General features: G+C 38.0%; 17 protein-coding genes. 14 read left to right on the top strand and 3 right to left on the bottom strand.

The genetic code is table 11. The features are described from left to right. The coding region (locus QI30_RS07480; protein WP_148113845.1) for a transposase at nt 1–145 on the top strand (145 nt) is incomplete at its 5' end. Nucleotides 146–254: 109 nt separating this feature from the next. Here QI30_RS07480 and QI30_RS07475 read toward each other — a convergent pair. Next, nucleotides 255–1,643 carry a glycine--tRNA ligase gene (locus tag QI30_RS07475; protein ID WP_126990307.1) on the bottom strand — a complete coding sequence of 463 codons (1,389 nt, stop codon included), beginning with the start codon at nt 1,641–1,643 and terminating at the stop codon, nt 255–257. A 329-nt stretch (nt 1,644–1,972) separates the two neighbouring features. On the opposite strand from QI30_RS07475, the gene QI30_RS07470 reads away from it, so the two are divergent. The 7 genes from QI30_RS07470 (at nt 1,973) to QI30_RS07440 (ending at nt 9,292) form a co-directional block, all read left to right on the top strand. After that, nucleotides 1,973–2,611, top strand: a complete 639-nt coding sequence (locus QI30_RS07470) for a helix-turn-helix transcriptional regulator (RefSeq protein ID WP_126990306.1) — start codon at nt 1,973–1,975, stop codon at nt 2,609–2,611. A gap of 14 nt (nt 2,612–2,625) precedes the next feature. Continuing rightward, a complete protein-coding gene (locus QI30_RS07465; RefSeq protein ID WP_126990305.1) occupies nt 2,626–3,432 on the top strand; it encodes a pyruvate, water dikinase regulatory protein in 807 nt (268 codons plus the stop codon). A gap of 204 nt (nt 3,433–3,636) precedes the next feature. Continuing rightward, entirely contained in the window at nt 3,637–5,454 is a 1,818-nt protein-coding gene (dnaG, locus tag QI30_RS07460) for a DNA primase (RefSeq protein WP_126990304.1), read from the top strand. 30 nt (nt 5,455–5,484) lie between these two features. After that, nucleotides 5,485–6,612, top strand: coding sequence for an RNA polymerase sigma factor RpoD (gene rpoD, locus QI30_RS07455; protein ID WP_126990303.1), 1,128 nt, complete (start codon nt 5,485–5,487; stop codon nt 6,610–6,612). Nucleotides 6,613–6,788: 176 nt separating this feature from the next. After that, nucleotides 6,789–7,334, top strand: a complete 546-nt coding sequence (locus QI30_RS07450; protein ID WP_126990302.1) for a hypothetical protein — start codon at nt 6,789–6,791, stop codon at nt 7,332–7,334. A 141-nt stretch (nt 7,335–7,475) separates the two neighbouring features. Beyond that, nucleotides 7,476–8,171, top strand: coding sequence for a tRNA (adenine(22)-N(1))-methyltransferase (locus tag QI30_RS07445; RefSeq protein ID WP_126990301.1), 696 nt, complete (start codon nt 7,476–7,478; stop codon nt 8,169–8,171). Continuing rightward, nucleotides 8,171–9,292, top strand: coding sequence for a Nif3-like dinuclear metal center hexameric protein (locus QI30_RS07440; protein ID WP_126990300.1), 1,122 nt, complete (start codon nt 8,171–8,173; stop codon nt 9,290–9,292). The genes QI30_RS07445 and QI30_RS07440 overlap by 1 nt, the downstream gene beginning before the upstream one ends. Before the next feature lie 154 nt (nt 9,293–9,446). Here the strand turns inward: QI30_RS07440 and QI30_RS07435 are convergent, their stop codons facing one another. Beyond that, entirely contained in the window at nt 9,447–10,415 is a 969-nt protein-coding gene (locus QI30_RS07435; protein WP_126990299.1) for a 4-hydroxy-3-methylbut-2-enyl diphosphate reductase, read from the bottom strand. Between the two features lie 207 nt (nt 10,416–10,622). On the opposite strand from QI30_RS07435, the gene QI30_RS07430 reads away from it, so the two are divergent. The 6 genes from QI30_RS07430 (at nt 10,623) to QI30_RS07405 (ending at nt 16,684) form a co-directional block, all read left to right on the top strand. Continuing rightward, on the top strand, nt 10,623–11,927 hold the full coding sequence (locus tag QI30_RS07430; RefSeq protein ID WP_126990298.1) for a DEAD/DEAH box helicase: 1,305 nt from the start codon (nt 10,623–10,625) through the stop codon (nt 11,925–11,927). Between the two features lie 110 nt (nt 11,928–12,037). After that, complete coding sequence (locus QI30_RS07425; protein ID WP_126990297.1) at nt 12,038–12,925, top strand: deoxyribonuclease IV; 888 nt, start codon at nt 12,038–12,040, stop codon at nt 12,923–12,925. A gap of 144 nt (nt 12,926–13,069) precedes the next feature. Further along, nucleotides 13,070–13,819 (top strand): metal ABC transporter ATP-binding protein, encoded by a 750-nt coding sequence (locus tag QI30_RS07420; protein WP_126990319.1) that lies wholly within the window; start codon nt 13,070–13,072, stop codon nt 13,817–13,819. After that, nucleotides 13,816–14,658 carry a metal ABC transporter permease gene (locus QI30_RS07415; RefSeq protein ID WP_126990296.1) on the top strand — a complete coding sequence of 281 codons (843 nt, stop codon included), beginning with the start codon at nt 13,816–13,818 and terminating at the stop codon, nt 14,656–14,658. Before QI30_RS07420 ends, QI30_RS07415 begins: the two co-directional genes overlap by 4 nt. 15 nt (nt 14,659–14,673) lie before the next feature. Beyond that, complete coding sequence (locus QI30_RS07410; protein WP_126990295.1) at nt 14,674–15,090, top strand: Fur family transcriptional regulator; 417 nt, start codon at nt 14,674–14,676, stop codon at nt 15,088–15,090. Nucleotides 15,091–15,529: 439 nt separating this feature from the next. Next, nucleotides 15,530–16,684: a transglutaminase domain-containing protein gene (locus tag QI30_RS07405; protein WP_158620986.1), complete on the top strand. Its 1,155-nt coding sequence runs from the start codon at nt 15,530–15,532 to the stop codon at nt 16,682–16,684. Nucleotides 16,685–16,725: 41 nt separating this feature from the next. Here QI30_RS07405 and QI30_RS07400 read toward each other — a convergent pair whose 3' ends face one another. Next, nucleotides 16,726–17,298 (bottom strand): 5' nucleotidase, NT5C type, encoded by a 573-nt coding sequence (locus QI30_RS07400; RefSeq protein ID WP_126990293.1) that lies wholly within the window; start codon nt 17,296–17,298, stop codon nt 16,726–16,728. Between the last annotated feature and the right edge of the window lie 10 nt (nt 17,299–17,308).

The raw sequence follows: 17,308 nt of genomic DNA, 5'->3' as shown, positions 1-17,308 counted from the left end.
TGACGTAGAACCAGTTTTTGGATTTCTGAAGGCTAATTTAGGTTTCACTCGATTCTCCGTCCGAGGAAAATCGAAAGTAAAAAATGAAATTGGCCTCGCATTAATGGCGACAAACTTAAGAAAATACGCAATAAGGGAATGGTAATTCCCAATTTGCGCATAAAAATAGAGAAGGTGATGTCAAATTCGACATCACCTTCTCTATTAAAGACTGGAATTTTTACTTATGTCCCAGCCTCTTTTATTTGTTTGAATTAGAATTGTAGGAAACCTTCGATATATGCTTTTACTTCTGAAATTGGCATACGTTTTTGTTCCATTGTATCGCGGTGACGTACTGTTACTTGACCGTCCTCTTTTGAGTCAAAGTCATATGTGATACAGAATGGTGTACCGATTTCATCTTGACGACGGTAACGTTTGCCGATTGATTGAGATTCATCGTAGTCTACAGGGAATGCCTTACGAAGCTCTGCCCATACACCATGTGCTTCTTCTGATAATTTTTTAGATAATGGAAGAACCGCAGCTTTAAATGGTGCAAGTGCTGGATGGAAGCGTAATACTTTACGAGAGTCGCCGCCTTCTAATTCTTCTTCATCATATGCATCGCAAAGGAATGCCAATGTTACACGGTCTGCACCTAGAGAAGGCTCGATGCAGTAAGGTACATAGCGTTCATTTGTTACAGGATCAATATAAGTGAAGTCTTCGCTAGAGTGCTCCATGTGGCGTTTTAAGTCGAAGTCTGTACGAGAAGCTACGCCCCAAAGTTCGCCCCAACCGAATGGGAAGCGGAATTCGATATCTGTTGTAGCATTTGAGTAGTGAGAAAGTTCTTCCTCACCGTGGTCACGTAAACGCATAGAATCTTCATGCATATCTAAGTTTAGTAACCAGTTTTTACAGAATTCTTTCCAGTAAGCATGCCATTCTAATTCTGTACCTGGTTTACAGAAGAATTCAAGTTCCATTTGTTCGAATTCGCGTGTACGGAATGTGAAGTTACCTGGTGTGATTTCATTACGGAATGATTTACCAACTTGACCGATACCGAATGGAGTACGTAAACGCATAGAACGTTGAACGTTTTTAAAGTTTACAAAAATACCTTGTGCTGTTTCAGGGCGTAGGAAAATTTCATTTGTAGAATCTTCTGTTACACCTTGGAATGTTTTGAACATTAAGTTGAACTGACGGATGTCCGTGAAATCTTTTGCACCACAGTCTGGGCAATGAACATCTAATTCTTCCATTTTATCTTTCATTTGGTCGAATGTCATGCCATCAACAACAATTTCAACACCTGTTTTTTCTAATGAAGCATCTTCAATTAGTTTATCTGCGCGGTGGCGAGATTTACAAGATTTACAGTCGATCATTGGGTCATTGAAGTTACCAACGTGACCAGAAGCTACCCAAGTTTTAGGGTTCATTAAAATTGCGGCGTCTAAGCCAACATTGTATTCAGATTCTTGAATGAATTTTTGCCACCATGCTTTTTTTACGTTGTTTTTTAATTCAACGCCTAGGGGACCGTAATCCCATGTGTTTGCTAAACCACCGTAAATTTCTGAGCCTGGGAAGACAAAGCCACGGTGTTTTGCTAAACTAACTACATTTTCCATTGTTTTTTCTGCCATTTGAAAAACCTCCAGTAAAAAGAATAAAGCACCCGTCTCCGGGCAACTTTTGCCCGGGGACGAGTGCTGTGTATGCGCCCGCGGTTCCACCCCGATTGATCATCCTATTAACATAGAAGATGATCCACTTTCTAACTGTTAGCTCCTGAGCGCCTTTTTGTTTGCGGTGTAGTCTTTCACCATCACTACTCGCTTCTATTGCAAACTACTTATTACTCATTCATCGCCTTATATCGTTTGGCAACATTGTACCATGCAATAGTTTTCTTCGCAATATCGAATGAAATAGTATATACTTATTAAGAATAAAGTATATAACATTTGGGGCGGTGAGCGTGATCGAACTCAACAAACGTCAAGAAGAAATAGTTGAAATTGTTAAAGGAAACGGCCCTATTACAGGCGAACAAATTGCGGAACGTCTTTCATTAACAAGAGCTACATTGCGACCAGATCTAGCTATTTTGACGATGGCTGGATTTTTAGATGCGCGTCCGCGTGTAGGCTATTTTTATTCTGGTAAACAAACAGGACAAGCGGTAGCAGAGAGTATGACCAATATGAAAGTGAAGGATTTTCAATCTATTCCTGTCGTGGTCAGTGAAAATATTTCTGTTTATGATGCCATTTGTCAAATGTTCTTAGAGGATGTAGGAACATTATTCGTTGTAGATAAAAACTCTTATTTAACAGGTGTTTTATCTCGAAAGGACCTTTTGCGTACTGCAATTGGAAGTCAAGATTTAAATCATATTCCCGTACATATCATTATGACGAGAATGCCGAATATTGCCTATTGTTTTAAAACAGATGGTCTTATTCAGGCGGCAAATAAATTAATTGAACGACAAATTGATGCATTGCCAGTTGTCATTGAACATACAGATGGCCTCGAAGTAATTGGGCGTTTAACGAAAACGAATATTACGCGAGCATTTTTATCGCTCGCCGAAAACCATGATTTGTGAGGTGGGTGCATTAAATGGAAAAAATCTCAATTTTTATCGTTTCAGATTCAGTTGGTGAAACGGGTGAATTAGTAGCAAAGGCTGCTATTAGTCAATTTCGTCCAGGAATGCAGGATGTTGCTGTAAGACGTTTCCCACATATTGAAAATCGCGAACAAATTAATGAAATTCTGCAGTTTGCAATCGAGCAACAAGCGATGGTCGTCTATACACTCGTTAAAGAAGAAATGCGCGACTTTACAAAGACATTATGTGCACGTAAAAATATCCCGAATATTGATTTAATGGGTCCTACTATGGAGATGTTTACAACAGCACTACAAGTAGAGCCGATTGAAGAGCCAGGTCTTGTTCGTAAGCTCGATGATGATTACTTTAAAAAGATTGAAGCGATTGAATTTGCTGTAAAATATGATGATGGCCGGGATCCAAGAGGATTATTGAAGGCAGACATCGTATTAATTGGCGTGTCGCGTACATCGAAGACGCCATTGTCGCAGTTTCTTGCGCATAAGCGTTTAAAAGTAGCGAATGTACCATTAGTGCCAGAAGTCGAGCCCCCTGAAGAGCTATTCCATGTACCAAAGGAAAAATGCTTTGGTTTAGTTATTTCACCAGAAAAACTAAACAATATTCGGAAAGAGCGCTTAATTGCACTCGGCTTAAATGATAGTGCGAGTTATGCAAAAGTTGAACGAATTGATGAAGAAATCAATCATTTCTATCGCATTGTGGACCGTATTGGATGTCCTGTCATTGATGTGACGAATAAAGCTGTTGAAGAAACAGCAAATGACATTTTGCGTCGAATAAAAGAGTAATACAAGCCCCCCTTTTAGTAGGGGAGTTTTTTTGTTTTATTATGAAAATAGATAGAATAAATGAGCAATATGTTTTATAATGAAGAATTGTGGTAAAAAGAAATTAAGTAGTTTTAAAAGAAAAAAGAATTTTTTTATTCGAGAAAGAAGGATTTTTACGGTAATATCTCGAATTAAAGAGTTAGAAGCAAAGATGGTGATGAGATGGCACAACGAATTCCAGAAGAAACAATCGAGCAAATTCGTTCGCAAACAGATATTGTCGATGTAATCGGTGAGTATATGCAACTGACGAAACGTGGTCGAAATTACTTTGGTCTGTGCCCATTTCATGGGGAACAGACACCGTCTTTTTCTGTATCTGTCGACAAGCAGATTTTCCATTGCTTTGGCTGCGGTGCAGGCGGAAACGCCATTACATTTTTAATGGATATTGACAATATTCCGTTTCAGGATGCTGTAGCTCGTTTAGGTGAGCGAGCAGGAATTGAAGTAGATATTGCCGAGCATCAACATCAGCATGTGAATAAGACAGAAGTATCACCTGAACAACAGCGTATGATTGAGGCGCATCAATTTTGTTTACGATATTTTCAACATTTACTATTGAATACAGAAGATGGTGAAGAAGGGCTTCAATATTTAGAGGGGCGTGGTTTTACACGGGAGATGATTGAGGCATATGGCATTGGCTTTGCATTGCCAAGTTGGGATGCCTTAACAACATTACTGTCACGTAAAGGCTATGATTTAGCGGAAATGGCCCAGGCCGGACTCGTTATTCAAAAAGAAGACAGTAATGGCTATTTTGATCGTTTTCGTCGGCGTGTCATGTTTCCGATTCGTAATGAAGCGGGAACGGTTATCGGTTTCTCTGGACGAGTAATCGATACAGAAGGCGAAAATGCTAAGTATATGAATAGCCCAGAATCGCCCATTTTCCATAAAGGAAAGATACTCTATAATTTAGATCAAGCACGTCCGATTATTCGTAAGGAACGGAAAGTTGTACTTTTTGAAGGGTTTATGGATGTATTAAGTGCAAAAACAGCTAATGTACACAATGGCGTCGCATCAATGGGGACAGCCTTGACGCTTGAACATGTACAAAAGCTGAAGCGACTATCGAATGATATCATTGTTTGTTATGATGGCGATAATGCTGGCTGGGAGGCTGCAAAACGTGCTGCGGACTTATTACACGCAGAGAAACTATCAGTTGAAATAGCCGTTCTCCCAAGAGGCTTAGACCCAGATGATTATATAAAGCAATATGGTACGGAAGCTTTTCGAGATAAAATCATCGGAGAGCCCCTAGATTTTACGAGTTTTATGATGAGTTATTCTAAGCGCAATAAAAATTTCCAGTATGCGACCGATGTCGAGCAATATGTAGAGGAGGCACTGCAATATGTAGCGCTTGATTCATCTGCTGTAAAGCGAGAATTACACCTAAAGCAATTGCAACAAGAAACCGGTATTACGCAGGAAACATTGACAACTCAATTACGTCATAAAGAAGCACAACGACGAACTGAACCTGAAAGACGTACTGTTCGTGTTGAACAAAAGCCTACATCTAGCAGGAAATTAACTGCAATAGACCGTGCGGAACGTCTCATTTTAGCACGTATGTTAAACGATATTGATATCGTGGAGCGCTTGCAGTTAGATGGTGTGGAACCACCATTTGTTCGAGATGAATATGTCGCAATTTATATTCACTTACTCAGCTTTTATGCCCATCATGATAAGCCGGATTTTCAGCGGTTTGCAGAGATGCTAACCGACTCAGAACTTCGTAAGCTTGTGATGGAGGCAGCCCTTGTAGAGCGCGATTTAGACCATCTAGAAGAAGAGTGGGATGATTGCTTACGACAAGTGGCGAAATATAAAGTGCAGCAGCAAGTTGCACAAAAAAAACAACAGCTCCAAGAAGCTGAAAAAATGCATGATTTTAAACGTGCTCTGACACTTTCAAAAGAAGTAATAGAGTTAACGAAATCTTTAGCAAGCATGTAGCTAAAGATGTTATAAGGAGGAATACACCTAATGGCAGAAAAGTCTAAACGTACAGCAGCGAATAAAAAAGCAGAACAAGAACATACTTTAGAAGAAATGAAAAAAAGCTTGCTAGAAGCAGGTAAAAAGAAAGGTGAACTAACTTACGCGGAAATCGCAGATAAGCTACAAACTTATGAGTTAGAAGCTGATCAAGTTGAAGAGTTCATCGACAAATTAGAAGCGAATAATATCGAATTAAATGGTGATAAAGATTCTGATTTAGAACCTCTTTTAAAAGAAGCAGAAGAAACGTTTGACTTAAATGATTTAAGCGTGCCACCAGGTGTGAAAATCAATGACCCTGTTCGTATGTATTTAAAAGAAATCGGACGCGTAGACTTACTCTCAGCAGCAGAAGAAATCGCACTTGCAGAACGTATTGAACAAGGCGATGACGAAGCACGTAAACGTTTAGCAGAAGCAAACTTACGTTTAGTGGTAAGTATTGCGAAACGTTATGTTGGTCGTGGGATGTTATTCCTTGATTTAATTCAAGAAGGTAACATGGGTCTAATCAAAGCCGTTGAAAAATTCGATTACCGTAAGGGATTCAAATTCTCAACTTATGCAACATGGTGGATTCGTCAAGCAATTACACGTGCGATTGCGGACCAAGCACGTACAATCCGTATTCCAGTACACATGGTTGAAACAATCAACAAATTAATCCGTGTACAACGTCAATTACTACAAGATTTAGGCCGCGAACCAACACCAGAAGAAATTGGTGAAGAAATGGATTTAACACCAGAAAAAGTTCGTGAAATTTTAAAAATTGCACAAGAGCCTGTTTCTCTTGAAACACCAATTGGTGAAGAAGATGATTCACATTTAGGTGATTTCATCGAAGATTCAGAAGCACAATCTCCAGCAGATCATGCGGCATATGAATTATTAAAAGAACAACTTGAAGATGTTTTAGACACATTAACAGACCGTGAAGAAAACGTACTTCGTTTACGTTTTGGTCTAGATGATGGTCGCACACGTACACTTGAAGAAGTAGGTAAAGTCTTCGGTGTTACACGTGAACGTATTCGTCAAATTGAAGCAAAAGCGCTTCGTAAACTACGTCACCCATCACGTAGTAAACGTCTAAAAGATTTCTTGGAATAAAATATAAGAGGTTAAGTTAATACTTAGCCTCTTTTTTGTGTCTTAAATTCTTTTTCGCTAATTTTCCTGAAAATAGTAAAAGATAAAACAATTTATGCCGATGAATTAGAAGAAGCCTGATACCTTTAACGCTATATTGTGACGCAAAAGGTTGATTAGCGAGGAGGTGACTTACCGTGCAAGAGGAGAAAAAAGACATCATTCTACATGAAATTGCGTTTTGGAAAACGAATAAATTACTTCCAGAGCATTACTGTGACTTTTTAACGACCCTTTATACTGGAGGAGATGATGATGATACAGCAACTGATGAACCTGTTAAGAAAAAACCTAGTTCAAAAACTTGGCTAGTATATGGAATTGCTGCACTATTAGCAGTGGGTAGTATGATGATGATGTACATATTTAGCGCACAGTATATCCTCATTCCAATTGCCATTAGTGTAGTAGCAATTGGGATTGTACTCTACATGGCATTTAAAGAAACGACGACAAAGCTAATGAAAACGGTAACATTTGCAGTTGCGGCATTATTACTTTTTGCGCTCAGTGTACGCGTTACGAGTATGTTTGCACCGGGTGACACATGGGTGATGTATAGTGTGTTAATTGCTAATTGTGTCGCATGGCTTTTAGTTGGTACAAAAATGAAATTAATTTATTTTATCATTTCAGGATATTTAGGATTAGCCGTTATTATTCTCTTTGGCTTCTTCCTATAAGCTAGCTACATAATTATGAAAGGCGAAATCGAATCGAGATGATAGGATTTCGTCTTTTTTTGTGCAAAGAACTGTAGTACTTTCTCTATGAAAAAAACATGAAATTCGTTACAATGGTATCGAAGGGAGGGCACAGTTTTTATGAATGCCCAGAAATTATCAAAACGTTTAGCAACAGTCGCAGCTTTTGTTCCACAAGATGCGGTTGTTGCAGATATTGGTTCCGACCATGCATACCTACCTTGTTTTTTAGTGAATCAAGGAATTGTTAAAAAAGCCGTTGCAGGTGAAGTAGTGAAAGGTCCTTATGAATCTGCTTGTCATGAAGTACAACGAGAACAACTAAGCGAGCAAATTACCGTGCGTTTAGCCAATGGTCTTGAAGCTATTCAACCAGAGGACGGTGTAACAGCAGTTACCATTGCTGGTATGGGAGGGCCATTAATCGCTTCTATTTTAGACCATTATCCACAAGGTCTAGAAGGCGTTACGCGCTTAATTTTACAGCCAAATATTCACGCGATTGCCATCCGTGAATGGGCTGTTGCTCATGACTTTATGATTGTAGATGAAGCGATTATTAAAGAAGATGGAAAAATTTACGAAATTTTAGTGTTAGAAAAAGGGAAAAAACCACTCTCTGAGCTAGAATTATTACTTGGTGAGAAATTAATGGCCGAGCGCAATGATGTATTTGTTGAAAAATGGACACATGAAATTGCACAATGGCATACTGTGTTAAAAAATATGGAAAAGGCAGAACAAACGCCAGCCATTATGAATAAAAAGCAAGAGCTTCTAACAAAAATTGAAACGGTAGAAGGAGTGCTCGCATAGTGAAACAAACGAATGGTCAACAAATTATTCAAATTTTTGAGAGTTGGTCTCCTAAAAAAATTGCCGCAATGGACGGTGATCCGATTGGGTTGGCTGTTGGTACGTTAAACAAAGCAGTAACAAAAGTACTCGTGACGCTTGATGTGAATTTAGCAGTTGTAGATGAAGCAATTGAAAAGGGATGCGAATTAATTATTGCGCATCATCCACCGATTTTCCGTAAGCTCGCTAATCTGCGTACAGATACACCACAAGGTCAGTTATTTGAAAAACTTATTAAACACGATATTGCTGTTTATGCAGCACATACGAATTTAGATGTTGCTGATGGTGGCGTCAATGATTTATTAGCAGATGCTTTAGATATTCAACAGCGTGAAGTACTTGTGCCTAGTTACAAGGAAACGTTATATAAGCTGGCTATTTTTGTGCCAGAAAGTCACGCGGATGCGCTAAGACAGGCACTTACAGGCGCGGGTGCAGGGAGCATTGGCTTATACGAAGCATGCAGTTTTACATCAACTGGTGAAGGTCGTTATAAGGCACAACAAGGTGCAGAACCTTTTGCGGGTAGTATTGGTAAACTTCATGTAGAGCCTGAAGTAAAAGTAGAAGTTGTCGTACCGGATTCTTTAAAAAATAAAGTATTACGTGCAATGTACAATACACACCCATATGAAGAAGTCGCTTTTGATTTTTTTAAACTTGAAACAGCGGCGAAAACAATGGGCTTAGGTCGCATTGGGACATTAAAAAATTCAATGACATTACAAGCCTTTGCGGAGCATGTAAAAACATCCTTGCATGTACCAACTGTACGTGTGGTTGGCGATTTACAGGATATGGTCACAAAAGTGGCGGTACTTGGTGGTGACGGTAATAAATATATTCAAGCAGCCAAAAGAGCAGGTGCGGACGTTTATGTAACGGGGGATTTATATTTCCACGTTGCACAGGATGCAGAAGCAATGGGCTTACATGTTGTGGATCCAGGACATCACGTAGAGAGCATTATGAAGCAAGGTGTAGCAAGTAAAATGGCGGCATTATGTGCTGAGAAACAGCTACAAGTGTCATTTCTGTCATCTGAATTATCAACAGAGCCATTTCAGTTTATTTAATAAAAAAGAGGCTTTGATATACGTGTGAAAACAACCGCTCCTATGAACATAAGAAAAACCGGAATCGCGCTGTAGCGCGGTTCCGGTTTTTCGTTGCGAACGCTAAAAAAGGAAAATGACATGTTTTTTCCTAGGCTCTTTTTTGTTTATCGCATTAATATGGCTCAATGCGTTTAACAGGTTTTGGTTCTTTAATTTTTGGTAAAATTTTATCCAGTGTAATATGACGTTCGATGGCGTGTGTTTCTGAGTTTTCTGGGTCATATTGATCTAAGAATTTAATCACTTCTTTAACGATTGGTGTTGGTGTAGAAGCACCTGCTGTTACGGCTACATTTTCAACACCTTCTAGCCATTCTAATTTTAGTTCAGATAAATCAGCAATGCGGTGAGATGGTGTACCAGCGATTTCTTCTGAAACTTGTGTTAAGCGATTTGAGTTGTTACTGCGTGGGTCACCAACAACGATTAATAAATCTGTTGCACCTGCTTGATTAGCAACCGCCTCTTGACGAACTTGTGTAGCAAGACAAATTTCTTCATGTACTTCAATTGTTGGGAATTTTAATGTTAATGTTTGCATTAAACTCATAACATCCCACTGACTCATCGTTGTTTGGTTTGTTACGAGTAATTTATCATTCTCGATTTCAAGTGCCTCAATATCTGCTACTGTTTGCACGAGGTGGACGCGGTCTGGCGCAACGCCGACAGCACCCTCAGGCTCTGGATGGCCTTTTTTACCGATATAAATAATGTCGTATCCCTCTGCTGTTTTTTCTTCAATTAACGTATGTGTAACCGTTACATCAGGGCAAGTTGCGTCAATAGAAACTAACCCTTTTTTACGTGCTAATTCACGTACTTCAGGTGATACACCATGTGCTGTAAAGATAACAGTACCACTCTCGACTTGATTTAAAATATCTAAACGATTTGGACCATCTAATGTGATAATGCCATCTTGTTCAAAGGCATCTGTTACATGTTTGTTGTGTACAATCATACCTAAAATAAAAATAGGGCGTGGTAATGATTTATCTAATGCGGCATTTCGCGCAATGACCATCGCATCGACAACACCGTAGCAATATCCTCGTGGGGTAATTTTTGTGACTTTCATAAATTATTTAACTCCTTTCGAGTGGTTTCTTCATCTAAAAATAAAGAAACATTCATCGGTTCTATTATAACGGACGTTTTTACGTTATACAAAGTTTTGACAATTTGAAGATTTTATTGACGAAAAACATACAAAAAGCTATTATAGTCAAATGGATTCTCGAACGAAAGCATGTTACAATGAGGGAATGAAGTAAGGAGTGACAAAATGTCAAAGTACACAGATTATCAATTTAAACCATTTTTGCGTGACGCAATCGCGAAATTAGGTTTTACAGAACCAACACCTATTCAAAAGGAGATCATTCCGCTTATCTTAAAAGGAAAAAGCGCAATTGGTCAAGCGCATACAGGTACAGGGAAAACACATAGTTTCTTAATTCCTATCGTACAACGTATTGTAGAGGACAAACAAGAAGTCCAAGCAGTTATTACTGCACCAACTCGTGAGCTTGCTACGCAAATTCACATTGAGTTAGCTAAACTTGTCGAAGGCACAGATATCCAGACGAAATTATTCATCGGTGGTACAGATAAACAACGCTCAATCGATAAACTAAAAACGCAACCTCAAATCGTCGTAGGGACTCCAGGACGTATTCGCGATTTAGTGAACGTACAAGCGTTGCTTGTTCATACAGCTAATATGCTTGTAGTCGATGAAGCGGATTTAGCATTCGATATGGGTTTCATTGAAGATATCGATACATTCGCTAGCCAAATGCCAGATACATTAGAAATGTATGTATTCTCTGCAACAGTACCAGAAAGCTTACAACCATTCTTACGTAAATACATGACTTCACCAGTACATGTTGAAATGAATGACAAACGCCCAGTTGCTGAAAACTTAGAATTTTATTTGATTCCAACTCGTTCAAAATCAAAAAATGATAAATTACTAGAAATCACAAAAGCAATCAACCCATATTTAGCGATTATTTTCGTTAATACACGTAAACAAGCTGATTACGTAGCAAACTTCCTTTCTCATAATGGTATTAAGCCAGGACGTATTCACGGTGATTTAACACCTCGTGAACGTAAGAAAATGATGAAACAAGTTCGTGATTTAGAATTCCAATATATCGTAGCAACAGATCTTGCTGCTCGTGGTATTGACATTCCAGGTGTATCTCACGTAATCAACTACGAACTGCCACAGGACTTAGAATTTTTTGTTCACCGTGTAGGGCGTACAGCGCGTGCGGGTAACAAAGGTTTAGCGATTACAATCTTTGAACCTTCTGAAGAGCATCGTATTGTAGAAGTAGAAAAATTCGGTATTGAATTTAAACCAAAAGATATTAAAAATGGTGAAATTATCGATATGAAAGAACGTCATGCACGTGAAAAACGTGAACGTAAAGAAGACGAAATCGACCGTATCGCAAAATCAAAAGTTCGTAAACCGAAAAAAGTTAAACCAGGGTACAAACGTAATATGCGCTGGGAAATGGATAAAATTAAGAAAAAAGAACGTCGTAAACGTAGTCGTCAACGTATGAAATAAGCATATTCATAGGAAGTTCCGATGGAAATTGCTATAATTTTATTATAGAAAAGAAAGGAAACGCGCTCATTTATAAGCGCGTTTCTTTTGTTGAATTGGAGGATTTTTTCATGTTAATTGGTTCACATGTTTCAATGAATGGTAAAAAAATGTTGCTAGGCTCAAGTGAAGAGGCGGCATCATATCAAGCATCAGCAATGATGATTTATACAGGCGCACCACAAAACACACGTCGTAAAGATATTTCAGAATTGAATATTATCCCAGGGCAACTTCATATGGAAGAGCATGGCATTATGGAAATGGTCGTGCATGCACCGTATATTATTAACTTAGGTAATACGACGAAGCCGGCTGTATTTGAGCTAGGTGTGGAATTTTTACAAAAAGAAATTGAACGTACAGAAGCATTAGGTGCAAAACAAATCGTCCTACATCCAGGAGCGCATGTTGGAGCGGGTGCTGAGGTTGGTATTAAACGTATTATCGAGGGCTTAAATGAAGTGTTAACGGTTGATTCGCCAGTGCAAATTGCGCTCGAAACAATGGCTGGAAAGGGTTCAGAATGTGGTCGTACATTTGAAGAGTTAGCACAAATTTTTGATGGTGTGCATAATAATCATCGTTTATCGGTTTGTTTTGATACATGTCATACACATGATGCGGGTTATGACATTGTGGCAGACCTAGATGGCGTACTAGCTGAGTTTGAGCATTATATTGGCTTGAAAAATATTAAAGTACTGCATATTAATGATAGTAAAAACGAACGTGGTGCACATAAGGACCGTCACGAAAATATTGGCTTTGGTCATATTGGTTTTGAGGCGCTGCATCGTATTGTACATCATGAGGCATTCGAAGCGGTACCGAAAATTTTAGAAACACCATGGGTAGGACCAGATAAAAAGAATACAAAAGCACCGTATTTATATGAAATCGAGATGTTACGCACAGGCAACTTTAAGCCAGAACAAATCGATGCATTACGCGGATAATAAACGAAAAAAGCTGGCGATGGCTGGCTTTTTTTAATGAACAATGAAAGACAAGAATTTTTACTTTACAATAGAATCTTTTTTCGCTATACTAAATATTTGTAAATCGTAACGATTCTGAATTAGAAAGAAGAGAAGTGTATGATAAAGCAGCCCCTGATCGAGTTGCAAAATATATCATTTCAATATGACTATACAAAAGTGCTTAGTCACTTATCTTTAACAATTAATGAGGGAGATTTCGTCGCATTATTAGGCCCCAATGGCTCGGGGAAATCAACTCTTTTAAAAATTATTTTAGGTTTATTAAAGCCAACAACAGGTGCGATTCATCTATTTGGTGAAGAAGCATCGAAATTTAAAAAGCGTGAGTGGATCGGTTACGTGTCTCAAAAAGCGAATGCCTTTAATGGGGGATTCCCTGCAACTGTGAAAGAAGTAGTCGCAAGTGGCTTAACGAAAAAATTGGGCTTATTTAAACGTAAAGCAACGAATCAACAAGATTTGATAAGAGAGGCCTTACAAGCAGTAGATATGCTACCGTATTTAAATCGTAATATCGGGGAGCTATCAGGTGGGCAACAGCAACGTGTCTTTATTGCAAGAGCACTTATCGCGAAGCCTAAAATGCTTATTTTAGATGAGCCAACAGTAGGTGTCGATCAAGAAAATGTCGCTATCTTTTATCAGTTAATGGAGAAATTAAATAAAGAGGGTATGACGCTTGTGCTTGTCACGCATGATATGAGCGTTGTAGAGAGCGCGGTAACGGATGTGGCTTGTCTTAATGGTAAAATCCATTACTATGGCTCAAAAGAAGGCTATGAGGCGCTGACGAAAGAACAAATCAGTGCATGGTACAGTTATTCAATTGAACAGGAGGAATGTGTATGATTTCCTCAATATTTCAATATGATTTTTTACAAAATGCCTTTTTATCTGGTATGGTGATTGGTGTCTTAGCACCGCTATTAGGCGTCTTTATTGTCGTACGGCGCTTATCCTTAATTGCCGATGCGCTAAGCCATGTCACACTAGCGGGTATCGCAGGAAGTTTATATTTATCACAAACCTTTGTTGGGTTCGCAACATTAAATCCACTTTACTTAGGGATTGCCTCTGCTGTAGGAGGGTCTCTATTAATTGAAAAACTACGTGGCGTTTATAAGCATTTTGAAGAATTAGCGATTCCAATTATTATGTCTGCAGGACTTGGCTTGAGTGCGATTTTTATTTCGTTAGCACAAGGCTTTAGTACCGATTTGTTTAGTTATTTATTTGGCTCCGTATCTGCTGTAAGTCGTCAAGATTTATGGATAGTCATCGTTATTGCAATTGTTGTAATTGCCTTTATTTCACTATTTTATAAAGAATTGTTTGTGTCATCATTTGATGCGGAGTATGCACGGGCAAGCGGCTTACGCACAAAAGCCATTCATATGTTATTTATGGTCATTACAGCGCTTGTCATTGCAGCAAGTATGCGCATTGTCGGCATTTTACTCGTATCCTCACTGATTACATTACCTGTTGCGGCAGCAATTCGTTTAGCGAAAAGTTTTAAGCAAACGATTATCTATGCCATTATCTTTGGTGAAACAGCGGTATTAGTCGGTCTTGTGACAGCATTTTATTTAAATTTAGCACCAGGTGGAACGATTGTTATTACATCGATTATTATTTTATTAATGGCAATGCTTGTGAAGAAAATCGCAACAAAACGAAGTGTCTGAAAGGAGTAGTAGAGTATGAATGTATCAAAAGCATGGGAAGTATTAAAAGAGCAAGGATTTAAAAAAACAGATAAGCGTGAACAAATTTTGGAGATGTTTGCAGATAGCGAGAAATATTTAACAGCACGTGATTTGCTTGATGTAATGAAGAAAGATTATCCTGGGATGAGCTATGATACAATCTATCGAAACTTATCGACATTCGTGTCCTTAGGGATTTTAGAGGAAACGGAGCTATCGGGTGAGAAACATTTCCGTATGCATTGTGAAACGGAGCATCATCACCATCATTTTATCTGTATGGAATGTGGTAGCATTCGCGAAATTCATTTATGCCCAATGGATTTCTTACAAGAGCAATTGCCAGGTTATGAAATTGAAGGTCATAAATTTGAAATTTACGGTAAGTGTCCAGCCTGTCAAAAGGCGTAAAAAATAAAGAGTTAAGTATATTAGAAGCTGGGACTATGTGTAAAAACAACCACCCATCGGAGTATATCGAAAACCGGAATCGCGCTTTAGCGCGGTTCCGGTTTTTTGTTGCGAACATTAAAAAGGTACATGACGTGTTTTGCCCCAGTCTCTTTTTTATGTGGAAAGGCCTTTTCTCTAAAATAGTTACAGAGAAAATAAGATCGTTATAAAGAATAGATTGAGAAACATTTTAATGGGTAAAAAGATTCTATAAATTAAAAAAACATGATAAAGTACATGTTCAAAAAGAGATAAATGAGGTTAAAGTTCTAATACGTTAAATTGACATTAATTGCTCTTTTGATACATAATAAATGTATATAATGATTCAAAAGACATTTAAAATGTATATTTTATATGATAATAGTTTTATTAAATGCTAAAGGAGACGATACGTATGACGAAATCGAAATGGCTCGTTAGTTTAACAGCAACATGCATGTTGGCGTGTGGCTCACTAGCTACGAGTGCTTCAGCCGTCAATGTTAATATTGATAATAAGCAAGATTTGGAAAAAGCAATTGAGCAGGCAATGGAAAATGCGGATAGTTTATTAGAAATAACGTACACTGGTGCAGATGTGGAATCGATTTATCGTAATATCACCCCAATTTCAATGGCTGTTGGTAATGGGAATGATGAAATTTTAGGCATCTTACAAAGCGTTTCAACGAGCTCTTCATTAAAGTCTGTGGGGGGGAAACCGGTATCAGCCGATTTTAAATTAAATATTGATTATTTCACAACAAAAGCGAAAAAACAGCAAGCAGATGCGACATTAAAAACGATTGCGAATACGATTAAAAAGAATAACAAAAGTCAATTTGACCGTGTAAAAGCAGTGAATGACTATTTAGTATTAAATACGACATACGGTGACACAACAGATGATCGTTATACAGCGTACGGTTTATTGCAAGATAAAGTGGCTGTTTGTCAGGGCTACGCAACGGCGGCATATGCATTATTAAAAGAATTAGGGATGGAAGTACGTTATGTCGTAGGGGTAGCTTATGATAAAGATGGTAATCCGCAAGATCATGCGTGGAATAAAGTAAAAGTGGACGGTAAGTGGTATAACTTAGATGTCACGTGGAATGACCCAGTACTAAATCGTGCCAATAGCGTGTCACATAAATACTTCTTATTGAGCGATAAAACGTTAAATAAGGATCATGTCGCAACAACGCCGACACTTTATCCAAAAGCAACGGATACAAAATATGATTTCTTGAAGGATACCTCTTCTGTAGCGATAAATGGCACAATGATTTATTATGCGAATGATAAGAAAAATCAACAGCTTTATTCATATAATAAAAAAACGAAAAAGCATAAGCGTTTAGCGGCAATTCGTGTACAAGATTTAGCGTATTATAACGGTAAACTATATTTCAGCAATTATTCAAACAGTGGCTATTTAGCGAGTATCAAAACAAATGGTAAGTCATTAAAAACGTTGAAAAAGAAATTTAGCACGAATGTGTATATTAATAAAAATTATGTGTACTATTCAAATGCAGGAAAGAAATATAAATTAAAAGTATCTTAATAAAAAAAGAGGAAGTGCGATTAGGCACTTCCTCTTTTTTATTAAATACCAAATTCTTTTGCGACCCAGCGTTCAGCCTCTTGCCAACTTTGGACACGAATCACGTCGTTAGGTAGTGTAAGACGATTATAAGGTGCATCGAATAAAATAATCGGAATATTTAATTCTTCATGCAATTGAATGGCATTTTCATATTTATCTTCAAAGAATAATTCAACTTGATGTTTTTTTGCAGCAGCTACTTTACTAGCATTGCCAACAATACTCAATGAATCCATCGGTATCTGTTGATTTTTGAACCAATGATTTGTGACATCAAATGAGTTGTCTTGGCGGGCTGTAATATAGTTTAATGCAGCATTTGGATACCATTTTTGTAATGTCTCATGTGCAAATTTTTGTACAGGTGGATTTGTGTACATTTCAATTTCAGTTGCTAAAAACCAATTTTGAAATTCAACAGCATCAATCGGTAAAACATTTAATAAATTGTATTCTGTAAAATCATCGAGAGTTACATTCGTATTGAAGTGTTTGTTAATATAGGGCACCATAAATTCTTGCGTTGTCACGGTACCGTCGATATCAATACCAAAGCTGTATTTTTTACTCATCGAATGCCCT

It is taken from the genome of Candidatus Kurthia intestinigallinarum (assembly GCF_003991225.1).
Classification (GTDB): Bacteria; Bacillota; Bacilli; order Bacillales_A; family Planococcaceae; genus Kurthia; species Kurthia populi.
The sequence above is the reverse complement of the archived record's forward strand: the minus strand, read 5'-3'. Positions and strand labels throughout refer to the sequence as shown.